This is a genomic window from Pseudomonas sp. B21-021, from assembly GCF_024749205.1.
Lineage (GTDB): Bacteria > Pseudomonadota > Gammaproteobacteria > Pseudomonadales > Pseudomonadaceae > Aquipseudomonas > Aquipseudomonas paraglycinae.
On the sequence record NZ_CP087192.1, the window covers coordinates 2,836,362 to 2,858,791 of the forward strand.

Below are 22,430 nucleotides of genomic sequence, written 5' to 3' on the forward strand. Positions count from 1 at the left end.
CCAGCACAGGTTCATCGGCGCTCGCCAGAAAGCGCGAGGGTTCACGCGCGTTCACGCTTGACGCGTCTCGCTGGAACGAGCGGCCTGCACCCACTGGTAAGCCTGATAACCGGCATTGCGCGCATACATTTCCCACATCAGCCGGGCCTGTTGCTGGGCGTGGCGGCGTTTGCGGTAAACGGCGAAGTCGATCAGGTTGTCAGTCGGTTTCATGGCGCACTTCACTGTGTTCAATGACGGGATGAGGTGAGAGTACGCCGAGATTTTTATAACGATAAATAATGATTGTTTATTTATTAATTCAATTGAGTTCTATATGAAATGATTGGCGCGCCGATGGCAACCGGCGCGCCGATCCTTCATTTGCTGGCGTTCAGCACAATCCTGTACCGCGCCTTGCCGCTGCGCAGATGGTCGACTGCTTCATTAACCTTGCTCATCGGAAATTCCTCCACCTGCGGCAGGATCTGATGCCGCGCGCAGAACTCCAGCATGGTCGCCGCCGTGGCAGGCGAGCCGACTGGGGAGGCTGACAGGGATTTCTGTTGCGGGATCAGGTTGAACACGTGCACCGGAATCGCGTCGGGCACGATGCCGACGAAGTGCAGCCGGCCCTTGCCGCGCAGGGTGGCGAGCATGGCCGTCCAGTCGAGGTTGGCGTTGGCGGTGATCAGCAGGAAGTCGAGGGTGCCGGCAATCGCTTTCAGCGCCTCGCTGTCGGTCGAGGCGACGACCTTGTGGGCACCGAGGCGTTTGGCTTCGTCCTGTTTGCTCAGGGATGAGGTGAAGGCAGTGACGTCGCATCCCCAGGCATTGAGAAACCGCAGCGCCAGGTGACCGAGGCCGCCGATGCCCACCACGCCGACCCGATCGGTCGGCTTGATGTCGAATTCCACCAGCGGATTGAAGACCGTGGAGCCGGCGCAGAACAACGGGCCGGCGAGGGCCGGGTCGAGGTTGTCCGGGAGTTTCAGCGCCCACGCCCAATGGGTGCGCAGGCGATCGGCGAATCCGCCATGGCTGCCGATGATCGTCGGTTTGGCCGTAGCGCAAAGGTGATGGGAACCGCCGATGCAGGACGAGCAATGCATGCAGCTGCCCTTGTACCAGCCGATCCCCACACGCTGGCCGACTTCCAGGCCGCGTACCTGCGGGCCTGTGCGCACGATGCGGCCGACCACTTCATGGCCGGGAATGAACGGGTATTGGCTGATGCCCCAGTCGTTGTCGATCAGCGACTGGTCGGAGTGACATACGCCGCAATATTCCACGGCGACTTCGACCTCCTCATCGCCCAGCGGGCCGGGGTCGTAACTGAAGCGCTCCAGCGGCGCACCGGCCGAAGTGGCGGCCCAGCCGGTGAATGTCGTAGGTTCGGTGTTATTGCTCATGGGACACCTCCAGGTCTGGCGCTGCGGGCGCAGCCTGAAGAGTCTAGCGTGTCATCGAGCGGGCGCTAGCCAGGTGTTCAGCACGCGCCGGTCGAGTTCTTCCCAGTCCGCCATACCCAGCACTCGGGTGGTATTGAGGCCGCGCAGATAACCGCGCAACTGATTGGCCGCGGCCCGCACCGACTCCGAATTGTCCGCTGACTGGCCCAGCACGGTTTCGTATTCGACCAGGTATTCGGCCACCCGGTCGCGGAATTCGGGCAGGACGGCATCGCGGATCAGATCAAAGGTTCGCACGGGTAATCCTCATCTGTTTTCGTTGTGATTGAGTGTGCAGCAGTCTGCACGCCGCGCAACTATTGGTTCAAGTAATAGTGACCATCAAGAAACGCAAGTTCTGCTTTGGCGCCGATGGGCGGAAAATCGCCTCCATCGAACACACCGCTGAAGGAATTGCGCGATGAAGACTTTGACCCGACTGGCTGTAGTCGCCCTGCTGATGGGCGGAGTGGCCGCTTCCGTAGCCCCAGCCTACGCAGACGACGCCCGGTCGTGCCATTTTCTGCCCGTCGCCGGCAGCAGCGCCGCGCTGCAGCACTCGCAAACCGTCGGTGTGCTGTACAGCGAAAACACCCTGGACAACCTGCAATACCTCGAGCGTTACCACGATGTAGCGGTGAACGGTGCCAAGGATGCGCTCGATGCGCGAATCCGTGACGCCTTCGTCGACAGCTCCGATCCGGAACTGGCCATCGACTGGCTGATGAGTTCGCTGCAACAACAGTTTCTCTCGGTGACCGTCTACGACAGCCTCGATGCGCTGGTGCAGGCCCATCCGGACGTGGTGGTGATGCTCGACACCCACAACCGGCTGCTGACCCAACGCAACAGTCAGGTCGAAGCGCGGTTCGCTGCACGCTTCTACGACGCCAACCTGCAATACATCGGCAAGGCCGAAGGCGCGGTGGAGAAGCAACTGCCTTCGGTGTGGGTACACAACAAGGCAGCGCCCGAAATCGCTGCCGGGATTGAACAGCAGCGCAACCTGCAACTGAGTGCCTTGAAGCAGTTCGATGACTCGCTCAAAGCCTTGGTGAGTGCAGGCTGAACAGCCTAATCAAAAACGGCAACGGCAGTGCCCGTGACACTGAACGTTGCCGAAGAACCGAACCTTTTATTTTCAGGATTTTATCCATGCGTGCCTTTTTTATCCCTGCCATGGCTTCTGCCAGTTTGTTGCTGACCGCTTGCGCCTCTGCGCCGAACGATCCGACGCTGACCCTGCAGACGCACAAGACGCCTGCCCAGTACGCCGAATGCGTGGTGCCGAAACTGCAGGGCAGCGCGCTTAACCCGACCGTATCGCAGACCCAGCGCAGCTACCGGATCGTGGTGCCGAGCAAGGTGGCGGCGGACAACGTCCTGGAAGCCTACAAGGCACAGGACGGCGGCAAGGTGTTTTTGTATGAGCGCCACTTGCTGGCTTCGAGTTTCATGCCGTCGAGTTTTGAACGGGCTGCCCAGGAGTGCCTGTAACGCCTGACGGTTAACGCTTTTGACGATGCTCCTTTGGTTGGCCGCAACCAACCAATTCTTTTGCCCCGCACCTTGCGGGGCTTTTTTTGCCCGGCGTTTGGCGCAGTCGGCGCTACGCTGGATAGCGGAAAAGGTTTTCGGGAGAACAAGGATATGAGGAAGGAAAGCAGCGGCGCGGCGACCGAGAATCCCTCTGTGCTGATCGACGCGAGAATCAAGGAACTGAACGACTGGCGCGGCCAGAAGTTGGCCGAGATCCGCGCGATCATTCATGAGGCGGATCCGGAAGTTGTCGAGGAATGGAAGTGGCGGGGCGTTCCGGTCTGGTCACACAACGGCATCATCTGCACCGGGGAAACCTATAAGGCCGTGGTGAAAATGACCTTCGCCAAAGGCGCGGCGCTGGAGGATCCATCAGGACTGTTCAACGCCAGTCTGGAGGGCAATACCCGGCGGGCGATTGATGTTCACGAAGACGACAAGATCGATGCAAAGGCACTGAAAGCGCTGGTGCGTTCGGCGATTACGTTGAATACAAAGAAATGATTTGCCGTTGAGGCAAAGGTGAAGCGGAGGAGGGTGAAACGAGGAAAAAATGGCAGGGGCGGCTGGATTCGAACCAACGCATGGCAGGATCAAAACCTGCTGCCTTACCGCTTGGCGACGCCCCTGTAGCTATTGGTTTCAGTCCCGGGAGGACCTCTGCAACAGTGGGCGGCACTTTACCAGCGCTCTTGCGTTCTGTGAACCCCTGAAGCCAATAAATTTCAGGGAAAACAGCTACTTATTTCCCGGACGGTATCGCCGGTCAGGTTTTTCGGGCTTTTCAGCGAACGCCATGCAAGCCGGCGCGACCGCTGTAGCCCGAAAACCTGGCAAAGACCTGCCTCGACCAACCGATCAGTTGCCGTCTGCAACCTTGCGTTCGATTTCGTCGACCTTGCGTTGCAACGCTTCAGCGTCCTGTTCCTTGGTGCGGGTCGACGAGGGCGTGATGACCTCATCCACGCCGCGGGTGTCGTCGTCCGGGTCTTCAAGATCGCGTTTCACCACATTGACCGGTTTGCCGGACGTATCGGTGGGTGGAGCTTTACTGTCGTTGTTCATGGCGCTGACCTCCGTTGGCTTAATCGTTGGATGCAGCGCCACTGAGCGAGTTCGAGATTTTTCGCGGCGAGCGGGCAAACGGCAGCCGTCACCGTCTCAGCTCAACGAACCCGGCACTCCCGCCAGCAAACCGGTCAGCGTCTTCATGATCGCCTGCTGCCGCGCCCGGTCGGTCAGGTGCCGGGCCTCGGCGGCGGCGACGTCGGCGTGGCAGTGCGGGCAGATCGATTCGTGCGGCTGGATGTATTGCAGGCAGTCGCGGCACAGGGCCAGTTGCGTCGGCAGGCGTCCTTCCTCGGGGGAGGACTGGCCCTGATTGATCCAGGCCAGTTTGATCACTTGCCCGCTGTCGCTGACGCTGCTGACTTTTTCGCCGGTGTCGATGCGTTCGGTGATCAGGTCAAAACGTCCGACGGCAAACGAGCGTTGGGCGGCGTCTTCGACTTTGACGATGCGCTCGCGCAGACCCTGTTTTTGCAATTCCAGGGTTCGGTAGTGGCAGTAGGGATTGTTACCGGGTTTGCCCAGCAGCGAGTGCGACGTCCAGGTGCAGCCGCCCCGGCAGACGTCGTTGTAATAGCAGCTTCGGCAGTAGCCCCACAGGTCATCGACCGAGCGCAGGCGGCCGAAGTGCATGCCTTCGCTGTAGTGCCAGATATCGTGCAGGCTCATGTTGCGCACGTTGCCGCCGGAGAAACCGACGGTCGCCAGTGACGGGCAACCTTTCACCGTGCCATCTGCTTCCAGTGCGAGCACGGTCTGACCGGCCGCGCAGCCGCTCCAGTGCACGCGCTCGTCGCCGAAGCCGCGCCATAGATGTTCGTAAGGGCCGTAGTAACCGATGTTGTTGCCGACGTTCATCAGCAGGCCGCGATCCAGCCCTTCGCGGTACAGCCGGGCGAGCAGCGGCATCACTTCCAGCAGCTTATAAGGCTGGAGCAATAACTCAGGATGATCGACGGCGTTGCCCATGGCCACCGTGATCTGGATCTGCCAATGGGTGGCGCCGAGTTCGATGATGGTGTCCATCAGCTCCGGCAAGTCGGGCAACGTGGCCGCGCCGATCTGGGTGTTGACGCTCACCGCCAGCCCCGACGCCTTGGCCCGGCGCAGGGTGTCGACGGCCTTGTCGAACGAGCCGGGCACGTTGCGCACCTTGTCGTGCAGCGGCGCGAGTCCGTCCAGGGAAATGCCGACCCCGTTGAGCCCGGCATCGACCGCTGCCTGCATCTTCGCCGGCGTCAGATTGCGTCCGCCGGTCTGGATCGCGCAGTACATGCCGTGGTCGTGGATGGCGCGGATCAGTTGCGTCCAGTCCTTGCGCAAATAGGCTTCGCCGCCAATCAGGGTGATCTCGCGGGTGCCGAGGGCGGCGAGGGAATCGATCACGTCGAGGCATTCGCGGGTGTTGAGTTCATCGGGGCGTCGATGCCCCGCGCGGGAACCGCAATGCAGACACTTGAGGTCGCAGGCGAGGGTGATTTCCCAGACCACGTGCACCGGCACGTAGCGTTTGAGATCGGTGTCGCTGAGGTAGCGGGCAGGGCGGTTGTCTGTCATGGGAGATCCTTGCGCACGGGCCTGTGCGCGGCACGAGTGGACTGACCTCGATTGGCTGGGAGACCGGGCGCGGTCACCCATGACCGCGCCCGGGCCGTATCGCTTAGCGCGCTTCCAGTCGCGCGATTTCCGCATTCAGCTGCGCAAGGGCACCGCGCAAGGCGTCCTCGTGAGCCAGCTGTTGTTCGCCCTGCTGCACGGCGACTTTCAACTGCGCCAGATCACCGCTGGCCTGAGCCGTTTGCATGGCCACCGCATACAGCGGCTGGACATGATGCTCGGGCGGCAGTGGCTCGAGGCTCGGCGCCTGATGCACGGCGACGTGCCGCACGTCCTGCCACTGGCCGCCTTCGTTGTAGCGGTAATCGACAAAACCGCTGGTCCAGTCGTTCAGAATGCCCTTGAGGTGGAAGGTCTGGGCGATCTGGCTCAGCGGGCCGCTCGGGCTGCCGTCGAGGGTGAGAATGAGGTAGGTCTCGGTCGATGGCGTGAGCCTGGCCTCGGAATAGTCGCCCCAGACCCGGGCATGGAAATTCACCGGTGGCCAGGTGCTTTGAAACACGCTCGCGGTTCCGCTGACTTTTTTGCGGACGGTATCGACCACGATATCGAGGGTCAGAACCGGTGCGCCCAACAGTGAGTTACTGGCGATGAGGCGGGTGTGAAAAAGTCCGATCGACATGATGCTGCTCCCTTGTGAAAGTGATGGTTCCAATTGCCGATCAGCGACTTTGCACGCGGCTGATTTCTTTGTTGGCGTCGTCCACGGCTTTGCGCAGCAGCGGTAATTGCTCCAGCTGCTGTCTGGCCTGTGCGGACAGGCTTTTCATCTGGGCCAGATCACCGCTGGCGATGGCGCCCTGAATCGGCGCGGCATACAGCGGCAGAACCGGTTTGTGCGGCTCGATCACCGGGCCGGGATTGAACGGCTGAAGGACGTTCGACGGCACCTCCACCAGATGCGCCGGCACGTTGTTCAGTTCGTGCCAGCGCTGGCCGTCGAAGTACTCATAGTTGGCCACGCCTTCGCGCCAGTCGGTGCCGACCACCAGATGAATCTTGAAGTTGATGATCGAGTTGGAACCGGGGCCGCCGTGGTTGCCCTGAGCGGTGATCAGGATCTTGCTGACACCGGGCTTCATCACCGTCATGTAGGTGTATTCGCCCCAGACGTCCGAGTCGATGTCGAGCGGCGGATTGGTTGCCTGAGTCACGGCGGCGTTGCCGGTGACATGCTGCTGTGGTGTGGACACCAGCAGGTTCAGCGCAAGATTCTGCGCCCCTGGCTGGCCCGTACCGATCCGGTAGCTCACCGGGAACAAGCCGACATTTTGCTGAGTTGCTGACATGTTGATTGCCTCCATTGCAATGTGGGAAATGGCCTTAAGGTTTTTCCAGTCGAGAAACTTCTTTGGCCAGTTTTTCGTACGCGGTTTGTAGCTCCTTCGCTTCCGGCTTCGTTGAATCGCGCTGCTTCAACAAAGTCTTCATCTGCTGCAGATCGCCGCCAGTGATCGCGCTCTGGATGGCGACGCCGTAGGGCGGGATGTTGTGGTTTGAACCGGTCATATCGAGGCCTTCCTCGTGGGTGTGTGCCGCTCGACCCCTTGCGCAGAAGGGGCGCCTTTCCTGACAGGCAGGCGAACGACATCGGCCAGAATTCCGGCAACCGGGATTCTCGGTGACGTGACAGCCTGATCCGTCGGGATCTGATCAATCCGTAAATCGGGTTCGCGCAGGGGCGACGCCGCAGCGCCGGCTCACGCGCAAGCGTCGTCAGCCAAAACCGTCGGGCCTGGCCTCGGGCGTCAATGAAGGGGTTTGCCGAAAGGGCAACCGGGGGAATCTCACCTGTACGTTGTTCATCTTTCTGTCCTTGATAGAAAGCAACGAAACACAGGGATAGGTCGTTCACTCTTCAAGAGTGCAATACCCGCGCAAGCACAAAAACCATCCCTGATTTTTCTTCCAGTGCCGCTGATGGCGCTCGTCGAGCGACGTTTGCCAAGTGGCCAGCATTTTGCCAGCCACGCAACCCTAGACCCGTTTGTGCGGGGCTGCCAGAAAAAGCGCCGAACGGTCATGTCTGTCCAATGCAGGGATTTTGGCGCACGCACAACCGACCTTTCGGCAGCGTTTTCAAGCGATTGAATCGAGATCGCCATGGGTGCTGAGGAGCGTTCGAAAATGAAAAATGTACGCCGATGTACATTGCGTGTACGCCCCGTGTAAAGTCCGGTCAAAGTCTCAAAGACAGGTGCATTGCAATGACGCAGGCAGGACGGACAAAAAACAAGGCTCAGGATTCAGGATGGCGCGGTTCTGTGGACGTCTGGCTGGACGCCGCGTATGAGGCTTTGAAGGAATCCGGAGTCGATGCGGTCAGGGTAATGCCGCTGGCCAAGCGCCTTAACCTGTCGCGCACCAGCTTCTACTGGTTCTACGAAGATCGGGAGCAACTGCTCGCGGCGCTGCTGGCCCGCTGGCGGGACAAGAACACCGGTGGGCTGGTGGGGCAGTGCGAGCGTTATGCCGAAAGCGTGTCCGAGGCGATCCTCAATGTTTTCGAATGCTGGCTGAACCCTGCGTTGTTCGATTCGCAGTTTGAATTCGCCGTGCGCAGCTGGGCGTTGCAATCGGATGAAGTCGCCGGGCAAATCGCGCTGGCCGACGATGCGCGGATCAATGCGCTGGCCGCTATGTTTCGCCGTTTCGGTTACGAGCCGGGGGCGGCCGATGCCCGTGCCCGGACGATCTATCTCACGCAGATCGGCTACATCTCGATGAAAACCACCGAAGACGTGATCGTGCGGTTCCGGCGAATCCCGCAGTACGTCACCGTGTTCACCGGAAAGTCACCCAAGCGGCGCGAGCTGGACCGGTTTTTCGGTCAGTTCGGTTATGCCGAGACGGAGCCGGGGGTGTTTGTTCCACTGGTGGAAACCTTCGAAGAGGCGCTGCCCGATGACCAATAGAACGCTGGGGATCATCGGCGGCACGGGCTGGCTGGGAAAGGCGATTGCCGAATCGTTGCTGGACCTGGGATTTATCAGGCCGAGTGATCTGCTGATCTCGAACCGCTCGGGCAGTGCTGATGTTGCGCCGGGAGTGCGCGTGTTGAAGGACAACCAGTCGCTGGTCGACAGCAGCGATATTGTAATGCTCTCGGTCCGGCCCGAGCAGTTTCGGGCGTTGCAGATCGATGCCCGAGGCAAAACGCTGGTATCGCTGATGGCCGGGATTTCAGCGTCCACCCTCAGTGCCGCGACAGGCGCGCGAGTGGTGGTGCGGGCCATGCCGAACGCGGCGGTGGAGATCCGTCAATCCTATACGCCGTGGTTCGTGGCCGGCTCCTTGACCGATGAAGAGCGCGACTGGCTGCAGCGATTGTTCGAATGCGTGGGCACGGCGGACGAGGTGCCCGATGAAGACTGCATCGATTATCTGAGCGCGTTGTCCGGTACCGGGCCGGCGTTTCCGGCGCTGTTGTGCGCTGCGCTCGCCAGTCAGGCCGAAGCGGCCGGCATCCCCGCGCGGATTGCGCAGCGGGCGGCACGGGCGGTGGTGGTGGGCGGCGGTCAACTGCTGGCGGGGCGGGAACCGCAAGCTCTGCTGGATGCCTTGATGGCTTATCGCGGGGTCACGGCGGCTGCGTTGCAGTCGATGACCGGGCAGAACCTCGAAGACATCGTGGGTCGGGCCGTACAGGCCGGCGCCCAGGTTGCCCGGCGCGGCCTGTAGTGGGCAGATACGGCGACTTCCCTCCCGACACAGAAGGGAGGGCCACGTTCAGAGGTCTTTCATCAGCCGTAACGCATCGTAAATGGCCGCATGGGTGTTGCGTGCGGCCACGGCGTCACCAATCCTGAACAGCTGAAAACGTCCGTGCGGGTCGGTGACGATGTCCTGCGTCTTGCCGGCAATCAGGTTGTGTTGTTCCACCGCGCCGCCGTTGCTCGAATGCGCGCGCAGGTCGAAATACAAGTCATCCAGCGGGATCGTGCCGTGATTGACCACCACCTGATCCACCACCCGCTGCTTGTGCACCGTACCGTAGTCACTGCCGAGCGTTGCCACCAGTCGCCCGTCGCGGCGCTCGACCGAATCGACGCGATAGGTGACGGTAAAGGTGACATCCAGATCCTGCAGGCTGCGCATGTAGGGCACCAGATTCATCGCCATGACCTCCGGAGCAAAACTGCGGTCGGGGGTGACGATTTCGACACTCGCGCCGCTGGCGGCGATGACCTCGGCAGCCTGTAGCGCGGCGTGGTCGCCGGCATCGTCATAGATCAGGACATGCCGGCCTGGCTTGATGTCACCGGCAATGATGTCCCAGGTCGAAACCACCAGCTCGTTGCCTGCACTGAGCACGTCCGTGTGGGGCAGGCCGCCGGTGGCGACAATCACCACATCCGGTTCATGCTGCAGCACCGTGTCGGTTTCGGCCCAGGTGTTGAAATGAAACTTCACGCCCAGACGTTCGCACTGCGCCATGCGCCAGTCGATGATGCTGATCATCTCCCGCCGCCGTTCGCTGAGGGCGGTCAGGCGGATCTGCCCGCCGGGGCGATCCGCCGCTTCGAGCACAGTCACGTCATGACCGCGTTCGCCCGCTACCCGCGCGGCCTCAAGTCCCGCAGGACCGGTGCCGATCACCAGCACTTTGCGTTGGCGTGCGGCCTTGGGAATGTCGTGGGGCATGGTGGTTTCTCGGCCGGTTGCCGGGTTATGGATGCAGTAAGCGGCGCCGCCCTGATAGATGCGGTCCAGACAATAGTTGGCGCCGACGCAGGGACGGATATCTTCCTCACGTTTTTCGATGATCTTGCGCACGATATGCGGATCGGTCATGTGCGCCCGGGTCATGCCGACCATATCGACCTTGCCTGAGGCGATGGCATGGCGAGCAGTGGCGACGTCAGGGATCTTGGCTGCATGGAAGGTCGGGAATCCGGTGGCCGCACGGATTTCACCGGCAAAATCCAGATGCGGCGAATTGCGCATGCCCTGGATCGGAATGACATCGGTCAGACCCGCATCGGTGTCGATGTGGCCGCGTACGACATTGAGAAAATCCACCAGCCCGCTGTCTTTCAGCAGGTGGGAAATCTGCAAGCCTTCGCGGGCGTCGAAGCCGCCGGGCAAGCCTTCATCGCCGGTGTAGCGCACGCCCAGCAGGAAGTCCTCGCCGACCCGCTGGCGAATCCCGCGCAGGATGTCGAAGGTGAAGCGCATGCGGTTTTCCAGCGAGCCGCCGTACGGCCCGTCGAGTTCGTTGGTCAACGGTGACCAGAACTGGTCCATCAAGTGCCCGTAGGCCTGCAGCTCCAGACCGTCCATGCCGGCGGCGTGCATCCGCTCGGCGGCGTCCACATAGTCCTTGATGATGCGCTGGATATCCCAGTCTTCCATTTTCTTCGGGAAAGAGCGGTGCGCCGCTTCGCGATGGTGCGACGGCGAGACCACCGGCAACCAGTCGGCCTTGTCCCAGCGGGTGCGGCGACCCAGATGCGTCAACTGGATCATCACCGCCGCGCCGTGCTCGTGGCATTCGTCGGTCAGGTCCTTCAGCCACTTCACCACCTCATCCTGGTAGGCGAGCACATTGTTGAACACCGGCGGGCTGTCTCTGGAAACGGCGGCGGAGCCGGCCGTCATGGTCAGCGCGACGCCGGCTTTGGCGCGTTCGACGTGGTAGGCGCGATACAAATCCTTGGGCATGCCGTCAACCGGGTAGGCCGGTTCGTGAGCGGTGGTCATGATCCGGTTTCTGAGCGTCAGGTTCTTGATTTTGTAAGGCTGCAACAGGGGATCGCTGGACATGGTGGTGCGCTCCGGGGTGGGCTTCATCAGGCTCGGCGACTTGAAATTAGGTCAACTGTACAGGCATGTCAATCATGGCTGACACAGGTGTACATTTTTCTTGCGCGGTGCTTCGCCCAGGCATAGGATTGCGCCAGACGCCTCAACCGCAAGGCTGTCCAGATTGAGACATACCTGCCGATCCCACCTCCCCAGGAAGACGCTTGATGAACGCTCATTCGCCTTATCGAAATACGCTTTTCGCCCTGATTCTGGCCACGCTCGCTGCACAGGCCCAGGCCGCCGAACCTGCACCCGTGCGCATTGGCTGGGTCAACTGGTCGGACACCGAAATCACCGTCAAACTCGCCAGCGCGGCGCTTCAGGATCACCTCAAACAACCGGTGAAACTGGTGATGGCCGATATCGGCATTCAGTTCCAGGCCCTGGCCAACGGCAACATCGACCTGATCCCGATGGTCTGGCTGCCGAGTACCCACAAGGCGTTCTACGACAAATACAAGGATCGCCTCGAAGACCTCGGCGTGCTGTACGAAGGGCGGATCGGCATGGCCGTCCCGACATCGGTGCCGATCAGTGAAGTGGCCAGTGTCGAAGATCTGAACAAGCCGCAAGTGAAGGAGAAACTCGAAGGCAAGATCCTCACCTCGGAGGTGGGCAACGGCCAGTACAAGCTCACGGTCAAGGCGATCGAGGAATACAGGCTTGATGGCTACAAACTGGTGGCGTCTTCGGAAAGCGGCATGCTCAATGAACTGGATCGCAACCTGAAACGGGACAAATGGTCACTGGTCAATGCCTGGAGCCCGCACTGGATGTTCTCCAAATGGTCGCTGCGTTACCTGGATGATCCGAAGCAGATTTTCGGTGGCGCCGAGCAGATCCATGCGATGGCGCGCAAGGGGTTCAGTCAGGAATACCCGCAGGTGGCGTACTTTTTCGCCCACTACTCGATCCCGCAGGCAGATCTGGAAAGCTTGATGATGCAGGCGCGCCAGACCTCATCGGATCAGGCGGTCGCGGCCTATTACGCGGCCAACAAATCGCGGTTCGAGGCGATGTTCGAGCCGGGCACGCAAACCGCCAGCAATCGACAACCCTGATCACGGCGCCGGGGTTCCAGCAAGCACCGGGCCCCGGCTGGCGAGGTGTTGATTCGATGTTATCCTTCGCAGAGTGTGTGACAAATAGCGAAGGCGCGCGGCCTATGAACACGAATCGTGACCAATTTCCCTTGCCTGAAGACCTCAAGGTTTTCCTCACCGTCATCCGCAAGAACAGCTTTGCCAGCGCCGCTGACGAGCTGGGCTTCTCACCGGCCTACGTCAGCAAACGCATCTCGGTGCTGGAAACCACGCTGGCGACCAAGCTGCTGCACCGCACCACCCGGCGCATCGCGCTGACCGACGATGGAGAGCGGGTGCGGATCTGGGCGGAGAAACTGCTGGGGGATTTCGATCAGTTTCTCGGCGAGATTTCCCAGGCCCGGCACCAGCCGGCGGGCTCGCTGCACATTTGCAGCAGCTTCGGTTTCGGCCGCAATCATGTGGCGCCAGCGATCAGCCAGCTGTCCCGGGCGTGCCCGAAACTCGACATCCGGCTGGACGTGTTCGACCGGGTGGTCGATCTGGTGGGCGAGGGCTTCGATCTGGAAATCCTCGTCGGCGATGACCTGCCGGGCCAGCATCTCGCGCGCAAACTGGTGAGCAACCGGCGCGTGCTGTGCGCCACGCCGGAATACCTCGAACGCCGGGGCACGCCGCAATCTCTCGAAGACCTGAAAGACCACGATTGTCTGGTGCTCAAGGAGCGCAACAACGCATTCGGCATCTGGACCCTGAGCAAGGACGGACAAGAGGAAACGGTGCGAGTGAATGGCCCGTTGTCCTCCAACAGCGGCGAGATCGTGCTGGAGTGGGCCTTGAGCGGTGGCGGAATTCTGTTGCGCTCGATGTGGGACGTCAAACCGATGCTCGAGCAGGGCAGGCTGGTGCAGGTGCTGGACGGCTACACCCAGAGCGCCAACGTCTGGGCGGTCTATCCGACCCGGTTCAGCGAGTCGGCGAAATTGCGGGTGTGCGTGGAGTTTCTGGAAGAGTACTTCCGCGATTTGTCTGTGGAATGAAAACGGGCGGTTCAATGAACCGCCCGTTTTTTTGCCATCAACCCAGCCAAGGATTGTCCGCCAGATGCCGTGCCTCGAAGGCGCGGATCTGCTCGGTGCGTTGCAGCGTGGTGCCGATGGCGTCCAGTCCCAGCAGCAACGACTGTTTGCGCAGCTGATCGATCTCGAATCCGATCTGCGTGCTGTCCCCCAGCTCGATGGTTTGCTGCGCCAGGTTCACGCTGATCCGCGCGGTCTTCGGGACGCTGATCGCCTCGGCCACGCGCTTGAACTGCGCGTCGTCCAGTTGAATCGCCAACACGCCATTACGCTGGCAGTTGTCGTAGAAAATCCCCGCGAACGTGGTGCCGATCAAGGCCCGGATCCCCACTTGCTTCAAGCCCCACACCGCGTGTTCGCGGCTGGAGCCGCAGCCGAAATTGGGGCCGGTCACCAGAAACGCCGCGTCCTGCCAGGCCGGCTGGTTGAGCACGAATTCAGGGTTGGGTTCGCCGGAGGGAAGAAAGCGCAGATCGAAGAACAGCCCGCGATCCAGCCCCTGACGATCGATGCCCTTGAGAAACTGTTTGGGCATGATCACGTCGGTGTCGATGTTGGACGCGAGAAACGGCGCGGCGCTGCCGCTGACAGTGTCGAAAGGTTGCATGGTTCAAGCCTCCAGCGCGACGGTGCGCACGTCAGTCAAATGGCCGCTGATGGCGGCGGCGGCGACCATCGCCGGGCTCATCAGGTGGGTGCGCGCACCGGCGCCCTGACGGCCTTCGAAGTTTCGATTGGTGCTGGACGCACAGCGATCACCCGGCGCGAGCACGTCATCGTTCATCGCCAGGCACATCGAACAACCCGATTGACGCCACTCGAAACCGGCGTCGAGAAAAATCTGCGCCAGGCCTTCGTCCTCGGCCTGATTGCGCACCAGCGTCGAGCCGGGAACGATCATCGCCCGCACGTGAGCCGCCACACGCTTGCCGCGCACCACGCGGGCGACGTCGCGCAAATCTTCGATCCGCGCATTGGTGCAGGAACCGATGAAGGCATGGCTGATCGTCACTTCGTTCAGCGGCATGCCGGGTGTCAGGCCCATGTAATCGAGGGCGCGCTGCAGGCCCTGACGCAGGATCGGATCGGGCTGGGCGGCCGGGTCCGGCACGTGCCCTTTGATCGGCGCGGCCTGATCGGGGCTGGTGCCCCAGGTCACCATCGGCTCCAGCGCGGCGACATCGAGGATGACTTCGCGATCGAACACCGCGCCCTCGTCGCTGTGCAGGGTTTTCCAGCGCTCGACGGCTTGCTCCCAGACCTTGCCCTTGGGCGCACGCGGCTTGCGTTGCAGGTAGGCGAACACCTTGTCGTCCGGTGCCATGAACGCGCCCCGGGCGCCGGCCTCGACGGCCATGTTGCAGATGGTCATGCGCGCCTCGACGCTGAGGGCGCTGATGGCCGGGCCGGTGAATTCGATGGCGTAACCGGTGGCGCCGGACGCACCGATTTTTTCGATCAGCGCCATGATGATGTCCTTGGAGGTGACGCCTGCGCCGAGCTCACCGTTGACCGTCACCCTCAGGGTTTTCAGGCGTTTGTAGACCAGCGTCTGGGTTGCCAGCAGGTGCTCGATTTCCGAAGTGCCGATGCCGAAACCGAAGGCGCCCAGTGCGCCGTAAGTGGTGGTGTGGCTATCACCGGCCGCCACCACCATGCCCGGCAGAATGAAACCCTGTTCCGGCGCCACGACGTGTTCGATGCCCTGGCGTTTGTCCAGCACATCGAACAGCTCGATACCGAAGTCGCGGCAGTTTTCTTCGAAGTACGACACCTGGCGCGCGCCCCCGGCGTCGGGCATGGTCGCGATGCGTTTCGGTGCGGTGGGGTTCACATGATCGACCACCGCCAGCGTCGCTGCGGGCCGCCACACCGTGCGCCCGGCATCGCGCAGGCCGCTGAAGGCTTGCGGGCTGGTGTATTCGTTGGCGACCTGGCGGTCGATGTAAAGCAGCACGTGGCCCTGATCGTCGAGGGTGCAGACGGTGTGACTATCGATGTGCTTCTGGTACAGCGTTCTCGGGCTGGGCATGGCTTGCGCTCTTTTCTGTCCGGGGCAAAAACAACATGAGGACAGAATATTGATCGCAGAAATGGCATCAATAGCGCTTCAGTGAAGCCGTTGAACACGGATTGTGAGCAATTGACGCAAGCCTACGCCCCTGTCTCCTCTGGCAACCTGGCAATCACCTTGATCTCGAACTGAAAGCCATACAGCCACGTCACACCCACCGCCGTAATGGTCGGATGCGGCGCCTCGCCCCAGAACTCCGGCACCACTTCCCAGATGGTTTCGAAGGTCGATTGCGGATCGACCATGAACACCGTCACGTCCACCACGTCATCGAAGCTGCCGCCGGCCGCGCCGAGGATCGCATTGAGATTGGTGAAGGCCAGTCGCACCTGTTGTTTCAGATCCGGCTCCGGCGAGCCGTCCTCAAGGCTGCCGACCTGGCCTGAGACAAACAGAAAACCGTTGGAGCGAACGGCCGGGGAATAACGATTGCGCTCGTAAAGCGCATGGCGTCCGGGCGGGAAAACCACGTCGCGTTTTGGCTGGGCACGGGTCATGGGTTGTCTCCTTCAATGGGTTGAAAACCTGCGATGGAGAAACTGTAGGGACTTGCCTCGGCGCGATAAACGCGCAACCTTGGCGCTCACTGTTTGCAAATCCCAAACAATCGAGCCGCTATCAGAGGTGGGATATGGACCGTTTTGACGCGATGCAAGCCTTCGCCCGAGTGGTGGAGGCCGGCAGTTTCACCAAGGCCGCCGAAACCCTGCACATGAGCAAGACCACCGTGACCCAGCTCGTCCAGCAACTGGAGGCGCGGCTGCGAGTGAAGTTGCTCAACCGCACCACGCGCAAGGTCAACGCCACGGCGGACGGCGCGGCCTATTACGAGCGGGTGATCAAGTTGCTGGCAGACATGGACGATGCCGAAACCAGCCTGCCTGGCGCGGCAGCGCAGCCCAAGGGACGCTTGCGGGTCGACGTGCCCAGTCCTCTGGCCAACCTGATTCTGGTGCCGGCGCTGCCCGAGTTTTACGCGCGCTACCCGGAGATCCAGATCGACATGGGCGTCAGTGACCGGATCGTCGACATCATCGATGAAAACGTTGACTGCGTGGTGCGTGGCGGCGAGCTGCGGGATCAGTCGCTGATGGCCCGGAAGGTGGCGGATCTTCAACTTGGCGTGTACGCCGCGCCAAGTTATCTGGCCCGCGCCGGGACCCCGATGCATCCCCGGGAGCTCGAAGACAGCCATCATCGGGTAGTCGGTTTCCTTTGGGCGCGCACCGGCAAACCGGTGCCGTACGCCCTGCACAATGAACACGAAGATTTGCAGATCAAGGGCCGCCATATGCTGGCGGTCGATGACGGCAATGCCTATTTGTCGGCGGGCCTCGCGGGGTTGGGCGTGTTGTGGCTGCCCAGGTACATGTCCAAAGCACACGAGGCGAGCGGTGATCTGGTGCCGCTGTTTGAAGACTGGCGCCTCGATCCCATGCCGCTCTACGTCGCCTACCCGCCGAACCGCCACATCAGTCGCAAGTTGCGAGTGTTCATCGACTGGATCGCCGAAGTGATGGCCCGCCACGCACCGGTCATGGATCGCTCAGGTTCGCCAGCAACCACTCGGTAAAACTGCGGGCCATCGGATCGTTTTCACTGTCGCGGTGGGTCAGCAGCGCCCAGTTCGGGCCGCGAATGGTCTCGTCCACCAAGGGCTGCAACAGCCCGTCGGCCCGAGCCTTGCGGCTGAGCAACTGGCTGACCAGCGCGATGCCGAGCCCGCCGCAGGCTGCGTCCAGCAACAGGCCCGGATCGGAAAAGTTCAGGCCCTGATCCTGCTGGCCGACGTCGATTCCCGATTCCACCGCCCAATGGCTCCAGTCCATTTCCCGCTCGCCGTGCAGCGTTGTCCGCTGCGCGCTCGGCACATTTAACAAGCTCGGATGACACGCCGGATAGAGCCGATCTGCGTGCAGTACTTTGAAGCTGCATTCAGCCTGCGAACTGATGTCGTCGCGCACCGCCAGATCGATGGTCTGGGTCGCCATGTCCGGCACTTCATCGGTGCTGAAAATCCACAGATCCACATTCGGATGCTGACGGCGGAAATCCCCCAGACGCGGCAGCAACCAGTGCCGGGCAAACGCCGGCGTGGTGTTGAGCACCAGTTGATTGGGTTTCTGGTATTGCCCCAGCCGCCGAATTCCCACCGACAGTTGCTGCAGCATCGCCTGGGTGGTGCTGAGCAAATCGTGGCCGGCGTCGGTCAGGCTGACGCTGCGCCCGCTGCGGAAAAACAGAGGCTGTTCCAGATACGCCTCAAGGCTGCGGATCTGCTGGCTGATGGCCGACTGCGTGAGGCTCAGCTCCTCCGCGGCCTTGTGAAAACTGCCCAGCCTTGCGGCGGCTTCGAAGCCGCGCAACGAGCTGAGGGGTGGCCAGTGTTTCAGCATGATCGATAAGTTCCTCTAATCAGTTTTCCGCTAAATCCATCGTTTGTTTGCCCTGAAGGCCGCCATTAGCATGCACGTCAACGCCGCCAAGGCTGTTTTCATTGAACACAATGGCTTAACTCAAAGGGCTTTTTACCATGCAGCAGAACAAAAACAACAACAGCGGTTGGATGATGCCGGCAGAGTGGGTGACGCACGCGGCGACCTGGATGGTCTGGCCACACAATCAGGCCCTGTGGGAATCGGGTTGGGGCGTCACCTTGCCGTTGGTGCAGGAAGATTTCGCCCGCGTCGCCAATGCCATCGCCCGTTTCGAACCGGTGAAAATGGTTGTCGATCCGTCGGCCATCGCCCGTGCCAAAGCCTTGTGCGGACCGAACATCGAACTGATTCCACTGGCCGTCAACGACAGCTGGTGCCGCGACTCGGGCCCAAGCTTCGTCGTGCATCCGGAGCAAGGCCTGGCTGGCGTGAGCTGGCGCTTCAACGCCTGGGGCGGCAAGTCCGCGCATGATCTGGACGAAAGCCTGGCCCGTCGCGTGCTCAATCACCTGGGCGGCGAGTGCTTCGGCACGGCGCTGAGCAACGAGGGCGGCGCGATCCACGTGGACGGCGAGGGCACGTTGATCACCACCGAATCGGTGCTGCTCAATCCCAACCGCAACTCCGGCGTGAGCAAGGCCGAGATGGAAGAAATCTTCAGCCGCCTGCTCGGCGTGAAGAAAACCATCTGGCTGCCGGGCGATCCGGATTACGTCACCGGCGACATGACCGACGGCCACGTCGATGGCGTCTGCGCCTTCGCCCGCCCTGGCGTGTTGCTGGTGGACGCGACTCATGATCGCAGTTCGGTGTATGCCGAAGTCGTGCGGGAAAACCGTCGTGCGCTGGAACTGGCCACCGATGCTCAGGGCCGCAAATTCGAGCTGATCGAGCTGTACGAAGCCACCGATGCGGTGGATACCGAAGCCGAAGTGTTCTGCGCCTCGTACACCAATTTCTACATCGCCAACGGCGCGATCATCATGCCGGCGTACGGCATCGAGGCCGACCATGTCGCGGCAGAAACCCTGGCCAAGGCGTTCCCGGGCCGCGAAGTAGTGCCGGTGCAGATCAATCACCTGGCCCATGGGGGCGGCGGTGTGCACTGCATCACCCAGCAACAGCCAGCCTGGCCGGTGGAGGGTTGATCGATGACGTTGCTGACAGTCGCCACCACCCAGATGCCGTGCACCTGGGACCTGAAAAGCAACCTCGACCGCGCCGAGCAGTTGGTGCGTGAAGCGGCCGCGCAGGGCGCGCAAGTGATCCTGTTGCAGGAGCTGTTCGCCACGCCGTATTTCTGCATCGAGCAGAGCCACCAGCACATGGCGCTGGCCGAGGAGTACCGCGACAGTCAGGTGCTGTCGCGCTTCGCCGCGCTGGCCCGTGAACTGGGCGTTGTGTTGCCGTTGAGCTGGTACGAGAAGGCCGGCAACGCCTACTTCAACTCCCTGAGCGTGGCCGATGCCGACGGGCGCCTGTTGGGCGTGTACCGCAAGACCCACATCCCCAACGCCATCGGTTATCAGGAGAAGGAATACTTCAGCCCCGGCGATACCGGTTTCAAAGTCTGGGACACCGCGTTCGGCCGCCTCGGCGTGGGCATCTGCTGGGATCAGTGGTTTCCGGAAACCGCCCGTTGCCTGGCCTTGATGGGCGCTGAGGTGCTGCTGTTCCCGACGGCCATCGGCTCGGAACCGGGCTGCGCGGATCTGGATTCGCGCGACCACTGGCAGATGACCATGCGTGGCCACGCGGCTGCCAACCTGCTGCCGGTGATCGCGTCCAACCGCGTTGGCCGTGAAGTGGCGGGCAGCGATGCGGCGCTGCAAATGAATTTCTACGGCTCGTCGTTCATCTGCAACCACAAGGGAAAAATGCTCGCCGAAGCCGACCGCGCCAGCACCGGCGTGTTGGTGCAAAGCCTGGATCTGGCAGCCATGCGTGAAGATCGCCTGAGCTGGGGCATCTACCGCGACCGTCGCCCGGAAATGTATGGCGCATTGTTGAGCCAGGACGGCCGTCACCTTAACGCCCGCTGGAATCCTCAAGGAGTCTGATATGCCTACTTCACACAAGTGGTTGCTGGGCGCTCTGGGCCTGGCGCTGGCCGGTTTGATGCCCGCCGTACACGCCGAAGACAAGACCCTGCGGCTGTACAACTGGGCGGATTATTTCGCTGAAGACACGTTGAGCAAATTCACCGCCGAAACCGGGATCAAGGTGATCTACGACGTGATGGATGGCAGCGAAACCCTGGAAGCCAAGATGCTTTCCGGCGGCAGCGGCTACGACCTGATCTTCCCCGGCGACACCGTGGCCGAACGCCTGATGCGCGCCGGCAGCCTGTTGCCGCTGGATCCTTCGAAAGTCACGGCGATGAACGACATTGAGCCGGGCCTGCAAAAACTGCGCAGCCATTACGAGCATTCGAACAAGGCCACCGTGCCGTACACCTGGGGCACCATCGGTCTGACCTACAACGCCGAGCAGATCAAACAGCGTATGGCCGATGCGCCGGTCAATAGTCTCGACATGCTGTTCAAACCGGAACTGGCCGCGAAGTTTGCCGATTGCGGGATTTCGATGATCGATTCGCCGGACGAAGTGCTGGCCGTGGTGCTCAACTATCTGGGCCGCGACCCGCGCAGCGCCAAGCCCGCGGATCTGGCAGCGGCCAGTGATCTGCTGATGAAGTTGCGGCCGTATATCCGCAAGTTCCAGTCGCAACCGGTGACCGATCTGGTCAACGGCAACCTGTGCCTGTCCCTCGGCTACAGCGGCGACATGACCCAGGCCCAGCGCACTTCGGACAGCGCCGGCAAGCAGACCCGCTTCCAGTACCGCGTGCCGCGCGAAGGCACCACGGTGTGGATGGACACCATGGCCATTCCGGTCGATGCCAAACATCCAGAATACGCCTACGAATTCATCAACTTCGTGATGCGCCCGGAGAACATGGCCGCGATCAGCAATTTCACCGGTTACCCGACCTCCAACGCCAAGGCCCGGCCAAACGTGGATGAGGCGATGCGCAACAACCCGGACATCTACCTCGACGAAGCGACCTATGCTCGTTTGATACCGGGCAAGGATATTCCCCAGGCCGACATGCGCGCCCGCATGCGCACCTGGACCAAGTTCAAGACCGCCACTGCAAAGTGATTTTTCCGGGCTGCTTCGGCTACCCCTTACACATCAGGAAGTTACACATGCCAACTCGTCGCGAGTTCATCAAACAGGTTTCAGTTGCCGCCGGCGTAGGCGCTGCCGTCATGGGCCTCGGCCTGTCACCGGCGCGGGTACTGGCGGCCAGCGAAGGTCGCTGGTTCATGCCCGACGAGGGCGACAAGCACGAGCGCGCCTACATGGCCTTCGGCGCGCAGGACGCGATCTGGGAAGACTTCACCGAAGACGTTCAGGAAGCGCTGGGCCGGATCGCCCGCGCCATCGCCCGCTACGAACCGCTGACCATCTATTGCCGCAGCGGCGAACGTAGCCTGGCCGAAGAGATTTGTGGCACCTCCAACATCACCTACCAGATCGCCAACCTCGACGACATCTGGATGCGTGACATCAGCGCCAACTTCGTCATCGACGACAAAAACGGACTCGGCGCCGTGGACTTCAATTTCAGCGGCTGGGGCAACAAGCAACAGCACTCGAAAGACGCGAAAATCGCCAAACGCGTGGCGGCCGATGCGCAGGCGACCTACCAGCGCAGCGAACTGGTGGGCGAGGGCGGCGGCATCGAAGTCGACGGCCACGGCACCGCGATCATGACCGAAAGCTGCTGGATCAACGAAAACCGCAACCCTGGCTGGAGCAAGGCCGATGTTGAGGCCGAGTTGAAAGCACGTTTGGGCCTGCGCAAGATCATCTGGCTGCCGGGCATCAAGGGCAAGGACATCACCGATGCCCACGTCGATTTCTACGCGCGCTTCGTCACGCCCGGCGTGGTCATCGCCAACCTCGACACCGACCCGCGCTCCTACGACAACAAGGTCACCCTGGCGCACCTGGAAATCCTGAAAAAGGCCACCGACGCCGACGGTCGCCCGTTGCAGATCCACACCGTGTCGCCACCGCTGAAACCGCGCAAGACCAAGTTCAACAGGGATAACGACGATTTCGCGGCCGGTTACATCAACTATTTCGTGATCAACGGCGCGGTGATCGCTCCGGAGTTTGGCGACAAGGACGCCGACAAGAAGGCCTTCGACCTGCTGAAAAAGCTCTACCCGAACCGCGACGTGGTGCAGATAAACATCGACGCCATCGCGGCCGGTGGTGGCGGGATTCACTGCGTGACCAGTCACCAGCCGGCGTGAGCC

General features: G+C 61.6%; 25 protein-coding genes and 1 tRNA gene. 12 read left to right on the plus strand and 14 right to left on the minus strand.

What is annotated here, in order from left to right:
- Positions 1-51: 51 nt before the first annotated feature.
- The 3 genes from LOY31_RS12530 to LOY31_RS12540 all read right to left on the minus strand — a co-directional run bounded on the left by LOY31_RS12530 (position 52) and on the right by LOY31_RS12540 (position 1,688).
- Positions 52-213 (minus strand): hypothetical protein, encoded by a 162-nt coding sequence (locus LOY31_RS12530; protein WP_007955494.1) that lies wholly within the window; start codon positions 211-213, stop codon positions 52-54.
- Between the two features lie 146 nt (positions 214-359).
- Positions 360-1,391 carry an NAD(P)-dependent alcohol dehydrogenase gene (locus LOY31_RS12535; RefSeq protein ID WP_039773073.1) on the minus strand — a complete coding sequence of 344 codons (1,032 nt, stop codon included), beginning with the start codon at positions 1,389-1,391 and terminating at the stop codon, positions 360-362.
- Positions 1,392-1,442: 51 nt separating this feature from the next.
- Positions 1,443-1,688, minus strand: coding sequence for a hypothetical protein (locus LOY31_RS12540; protein ID WP_085604716.1), 246 nt, complete (start codon positions 1,686-1,688; stop codon positions 1,443-1,445).
- Positions 1,689-1,851: 163 nt separating this feature from the next.
- On the opposite strand from LOY31_RS12540, the gene LOY31_RS12545 reads away from it, so the two are divergent.
- From LOY31_RS12545 to LOY31_RS12555, 3 genes are all read left to right on the plus strand, one after another.
- Complete coding sequence (locus LOY31_RS12545) at positions 1,852-2,499, plus strand: ATPase (RefSeq protein WP_258713398.1); 648 nt, start codon at positions 1,852-1,854, stop codon at positions 2,497-2,499.
- Positions 2,500-2,585: 86 nt separating this feature from the next.
- Positions 2,586-2,927: a hypothetical protein gene (locus LOY31_RS12550; RefSeq protein WP_007955484.1), complete on the plus strand. Its 342-nt coding sequence runs from the start codon at positions 2,586-2,588 to the stop codon at positions 2,925-2,927.
- A 153-nt stretch (positions 2,928-3,080) separates the two neighbouring features.
- Positions 3,081-3,473 (plus strand): DUF1801 domain-containing protein, encoded by a 393-nt coding sequence (locus tag LOY31_RS12555; RefSeq protein ID WP_258713596.1) that lies wholly within the window; start codon positions 3,081-3,083, stop codon positions 3,471-3,473.
- Positions 3,474-3,523: 50 nt separating this feature from the next.
- On the opposite strand, the gene LOY31_RS12560 is transcribed toward LOY31_RS12555, so the two are convergent.
- The 6 genes from LOY31_RS12560 to LOY31_RS12585 all read right to left on the minus strand — a co-directional run bounded on the left by LOY31_RS12560 (position 3,524) and on the right by LOY31_RS12585 (position 7,163).
- Positions 3,524-3,598, minus strand: a tRNA-Gln gene (locus LOY31_RS12560).
- Positions 3,599-3,827: 229 nt separating this feature from the next.
- The gene (locus tag LOY31_RS12565; protein ID WP_258713399.1) at positions 3,828-4,034 is read right to left on the minus strand and encodes a hypothetical protein; all 207 of its coding nucleotides are present in this window, start codon (positions 4,032-4,034) and stop codon (positions 3,828-3,830) included.
- A gap of 96 nt (positions 4,035-4,130) precedes the next feature.
- Positions 4,131-5,594, minus strand: coding sequence for a GDL motif peptide-associated radical SAM/SPASM maturase (locus LOY31_RS12570; protein ID WP_221535156.1), 1,464 nt, complete (start codon positions 5,592-5,594; stop codon positions 4,131-4,133).
- Between the two features lie 103 nt (positions 5,595-5,697).
- On the minus strand, positions 5,698-6,276 hold the full coding sequence (locus LOY31_RS12575) for a DUF1842 domain-containing protein (protein WP_221535157.1): 579 nt from the start codon (positions 6,274-6,276) through the stop codon (positions 5,698-5,700).
- Positions 6,277-6,316: 40 nt separating this feature from the next.
- Positions 6,317-6,943 carry a DUF1842 domain-containing protein gene (locus tag LOY31_RS12580; RefSeq protein ID WP_221535158.1) on the minus strand — a complete coding sequence of 209 codons (627 nt, stop codon included), beginning with the start codon at positions 6,941-6,943 and terminating at the stop codon, positions 6,317-6,319.
- Between the two features lie 34 nt (positions 6,944-6,977).
- Positions 6,978-7,163 (minus strand): DUF1843 domain-containing protein, encoded by a 186-nt coding sequence (locus LOY31_RS12585; RefSeq protein ID WP_041475227.1) that lies wholly within the window; start codon positions 7,161-7,163, stop codon positions 6,978-6,980.
- Between the two features lie 698 nt (positions 7,164-7,861).
- Here LOY31_RS12585 and LOY31_RS12590 point away from each other — a divergent pair.
- Together LOY31_RS12590 and LOY31_RS12595 are read left to right on the plus strand one after the other, a co-directional pair.
- Positions 7,862-8,569, plus strand: coding sequence for a TetR/AcrR family transcriptional regulator (locus LOY31_RS12590; protein WP_085604695.1), 708 nt, complete (start codon positions 7,862-7,864; stop codon positions 8,567-8,569).
- On the plus strand, positions 8,559-9,335 hold the full coding sequence (locus tag LOY31_RS12595) for a pyrroline-5-carboxylate reductase (RefSeq protein ID WP_258713400.1): 777 nt from the start codon (positions 8,559-8,561) through the stop codon (positions 9,333-9,335). Before LOY31_RS12590 ends, LOY31_RS12595 begins: the two co-directional genes overlap by 11 nt.
- A 48-nt stretch (positions 9,336-9,383) precedes the next feature.
- On the opposite strand, the gene LOY31_RS12600 is transcribed toward LOY31_RS12595, so the two are convergent.
- On the minus strand, positions 9,384-11,420 hold the full coding sequence (locus LOY31_RS12600) for an NADH:flavin oxidoreductase (RefSeq protein WP_258713401.1): 2,037 nt from the start codon (positions 11,418-11,420) through the stop codon (positions 9,384-9,386).
- 206 nt (positions 11,421-11,626) lie between these two features.
- Here LOY31_RS12600 and LOY31_RS12605 point away from each other — a divergent pair, with 206 nt between their 5' ends.
- Both LOY31_RS12605 and LOY31_RS12610 read left to right on the plus strand, forming a co-directional pair.
- The gene (locus LOY31_RS12605) at positions 11,627-12,523 is read left to right on the plus strand and encodes a glycine betaine ABC transporter substrate-binding protein (RefSeq protein WP_085604684.1); all 897 of its coding nucleotides are present in this window, start codon (positions 11,627-11,629) and stop codon (positions 12,521-12,523) included.
- Positions 12,524-12,627: 104 nt separating this feature from the next.
- Positions 12,628-13,545, plus strand: coding sequence for a LysR substrate-binding domain-containing protein (locus tag LOY31_RS12610; RefSeq protein WP_258713402.1), 918 nt, complete (start codon positions 12,628-12,630; stop codon positions 13,543-13,545).
- A gap of 37 nt (positions 13,546-13,582) precedes the next feature.
- On the opposite strand, the gene leuD is transcribed toward LOY31_RS12610, so the two are convergent.
- The 3 genes from leuD to LOY31_RS12625 form a co-directional block, all read right to left on the minus strand.
- The gene (leuD, locus tag LOY31_RS12615) at positions 13,583-14,191 is read right to left on the minus strand and encodes a 3-isopropylmalate dehydratase small subunit (protein ID WP_221535160.1); all 609 of its coding nucleotides are present in this window, start codon (positions 14,189-14,191) and stop codon (positions 13,583-13,585) included.
- A gap of 3 nt (positions 14,192-14,194) precedes the next feature.
- A complete protein-coding gene (gene leuC / locus LOY31_RS12620; protein WP_258713403.1) occupies positions 14,195-15,616 on the minus strand; it encodes a 3-isopropylmalate dehydratase large subunit in 1,422 nt (473 codons plus the stop codon).
- Between the two features lie 122 nt (positions 15,617-15,738).
- Positions 15,739-16,155: a RidA family protein gene (locus LOY31_RS12625; protein WP_258713404.1), complete on the minus strand. Its 417-nt coding sequence runs from the start codon at positions 16,153-16,155 to the stop codon at positions 15,739-15,741.
- Between the two features lie 134 nt (positions 16,156-16,289).
- On the opposite strand from LOY31_RS12625, the gene LOY31_RS12630 reads away from it, so the two are divergent.
- Positions 16,290-17,231: a LysR family transcriptional regulator gene (locus tag LOY31_RS12630; protein ID WP_221535166.1), complete on the plus strand. Its 942-nt coding sequence runs from the start codon at positions 16,290-16,292 to the stop codon at positions 17,229-17,231.
- Here the strand turns inward: LOY31_RS12630 and LOY31_RS12635 are convergent.
- Complete coding sequence (locus LOY31_RS12635) at positions 17,194-18,054, minus strand: LysR substrate-binding domain-containing protein (RefSeq protein WP_221535167.1); 861 nt, start codon at positions 18,052-18,054, stop codon at positions 17,194-17,196. The genes LOY31_RS12630 and LOY31_RS12635 overlap by 38 nt on opposite strands.
- A gap of 137 nt (positions 18,055-18,191) precedes the next feature.
- Between LOY31_RS12635 and LOY31_RS12640 the strand changes: the two genes are divergently transcribed.
- The 4 genes from LOY31_RS12640 to LOY31_RS12655 are packed head-to-tail and all read left to right on the plus strand — an operon-like array spanning position 18,192 to position 22,427.
- Positions 18,192-19,244: an agmatine/peptidylarginine deiminase gene (locus LOY31_RS12640; RefSeq protein ID WP_221535168.1), complete on the plus strand. Its 1,053-nt coding sequence runs from the start codon at positions 18,192-18,194 to the stop codon at positions 19,242-19,244.
- A 3-nt stretch (positions 19,245-19,247) separates the two neighbouring features.
- Complete coding sequence (gene aguB / locus LOY31_RS12645; protein ID WP_221535169.1) at positions 19,248-20,156, plus strand: N-carbamoylputrescine amidase; 909 nt, start codon at positions 19,248-19,250, stop codon at positions 20,154-20,156.
- 1 nt (position 20,157) lies between these two features.
- Entirely contained in the window at positions 20,158-21,261 is a 1,104-nt protein-coding gene (locus tag LOY31_RS12650) for an extracellular solute-binding protein (RefSeq protein WP_221535170.1), read from the plus strand.
- 47 nt (positions 21,262-21,308) lie between these two features.
- Complete coding sequence (locus LOY31_RS12655; RefSeq protein WP_221535171.1) at positions 21,309-22,427, plus strand: agmatine/peptidylarginine deiminase; 1,119 nt, start codon at positions 21,309-21,311, stop codon at positions 22,425-22,427.
- The last annotated feature ends 3 nt before the right edge of the window (positions 22,428-22,430 follow it).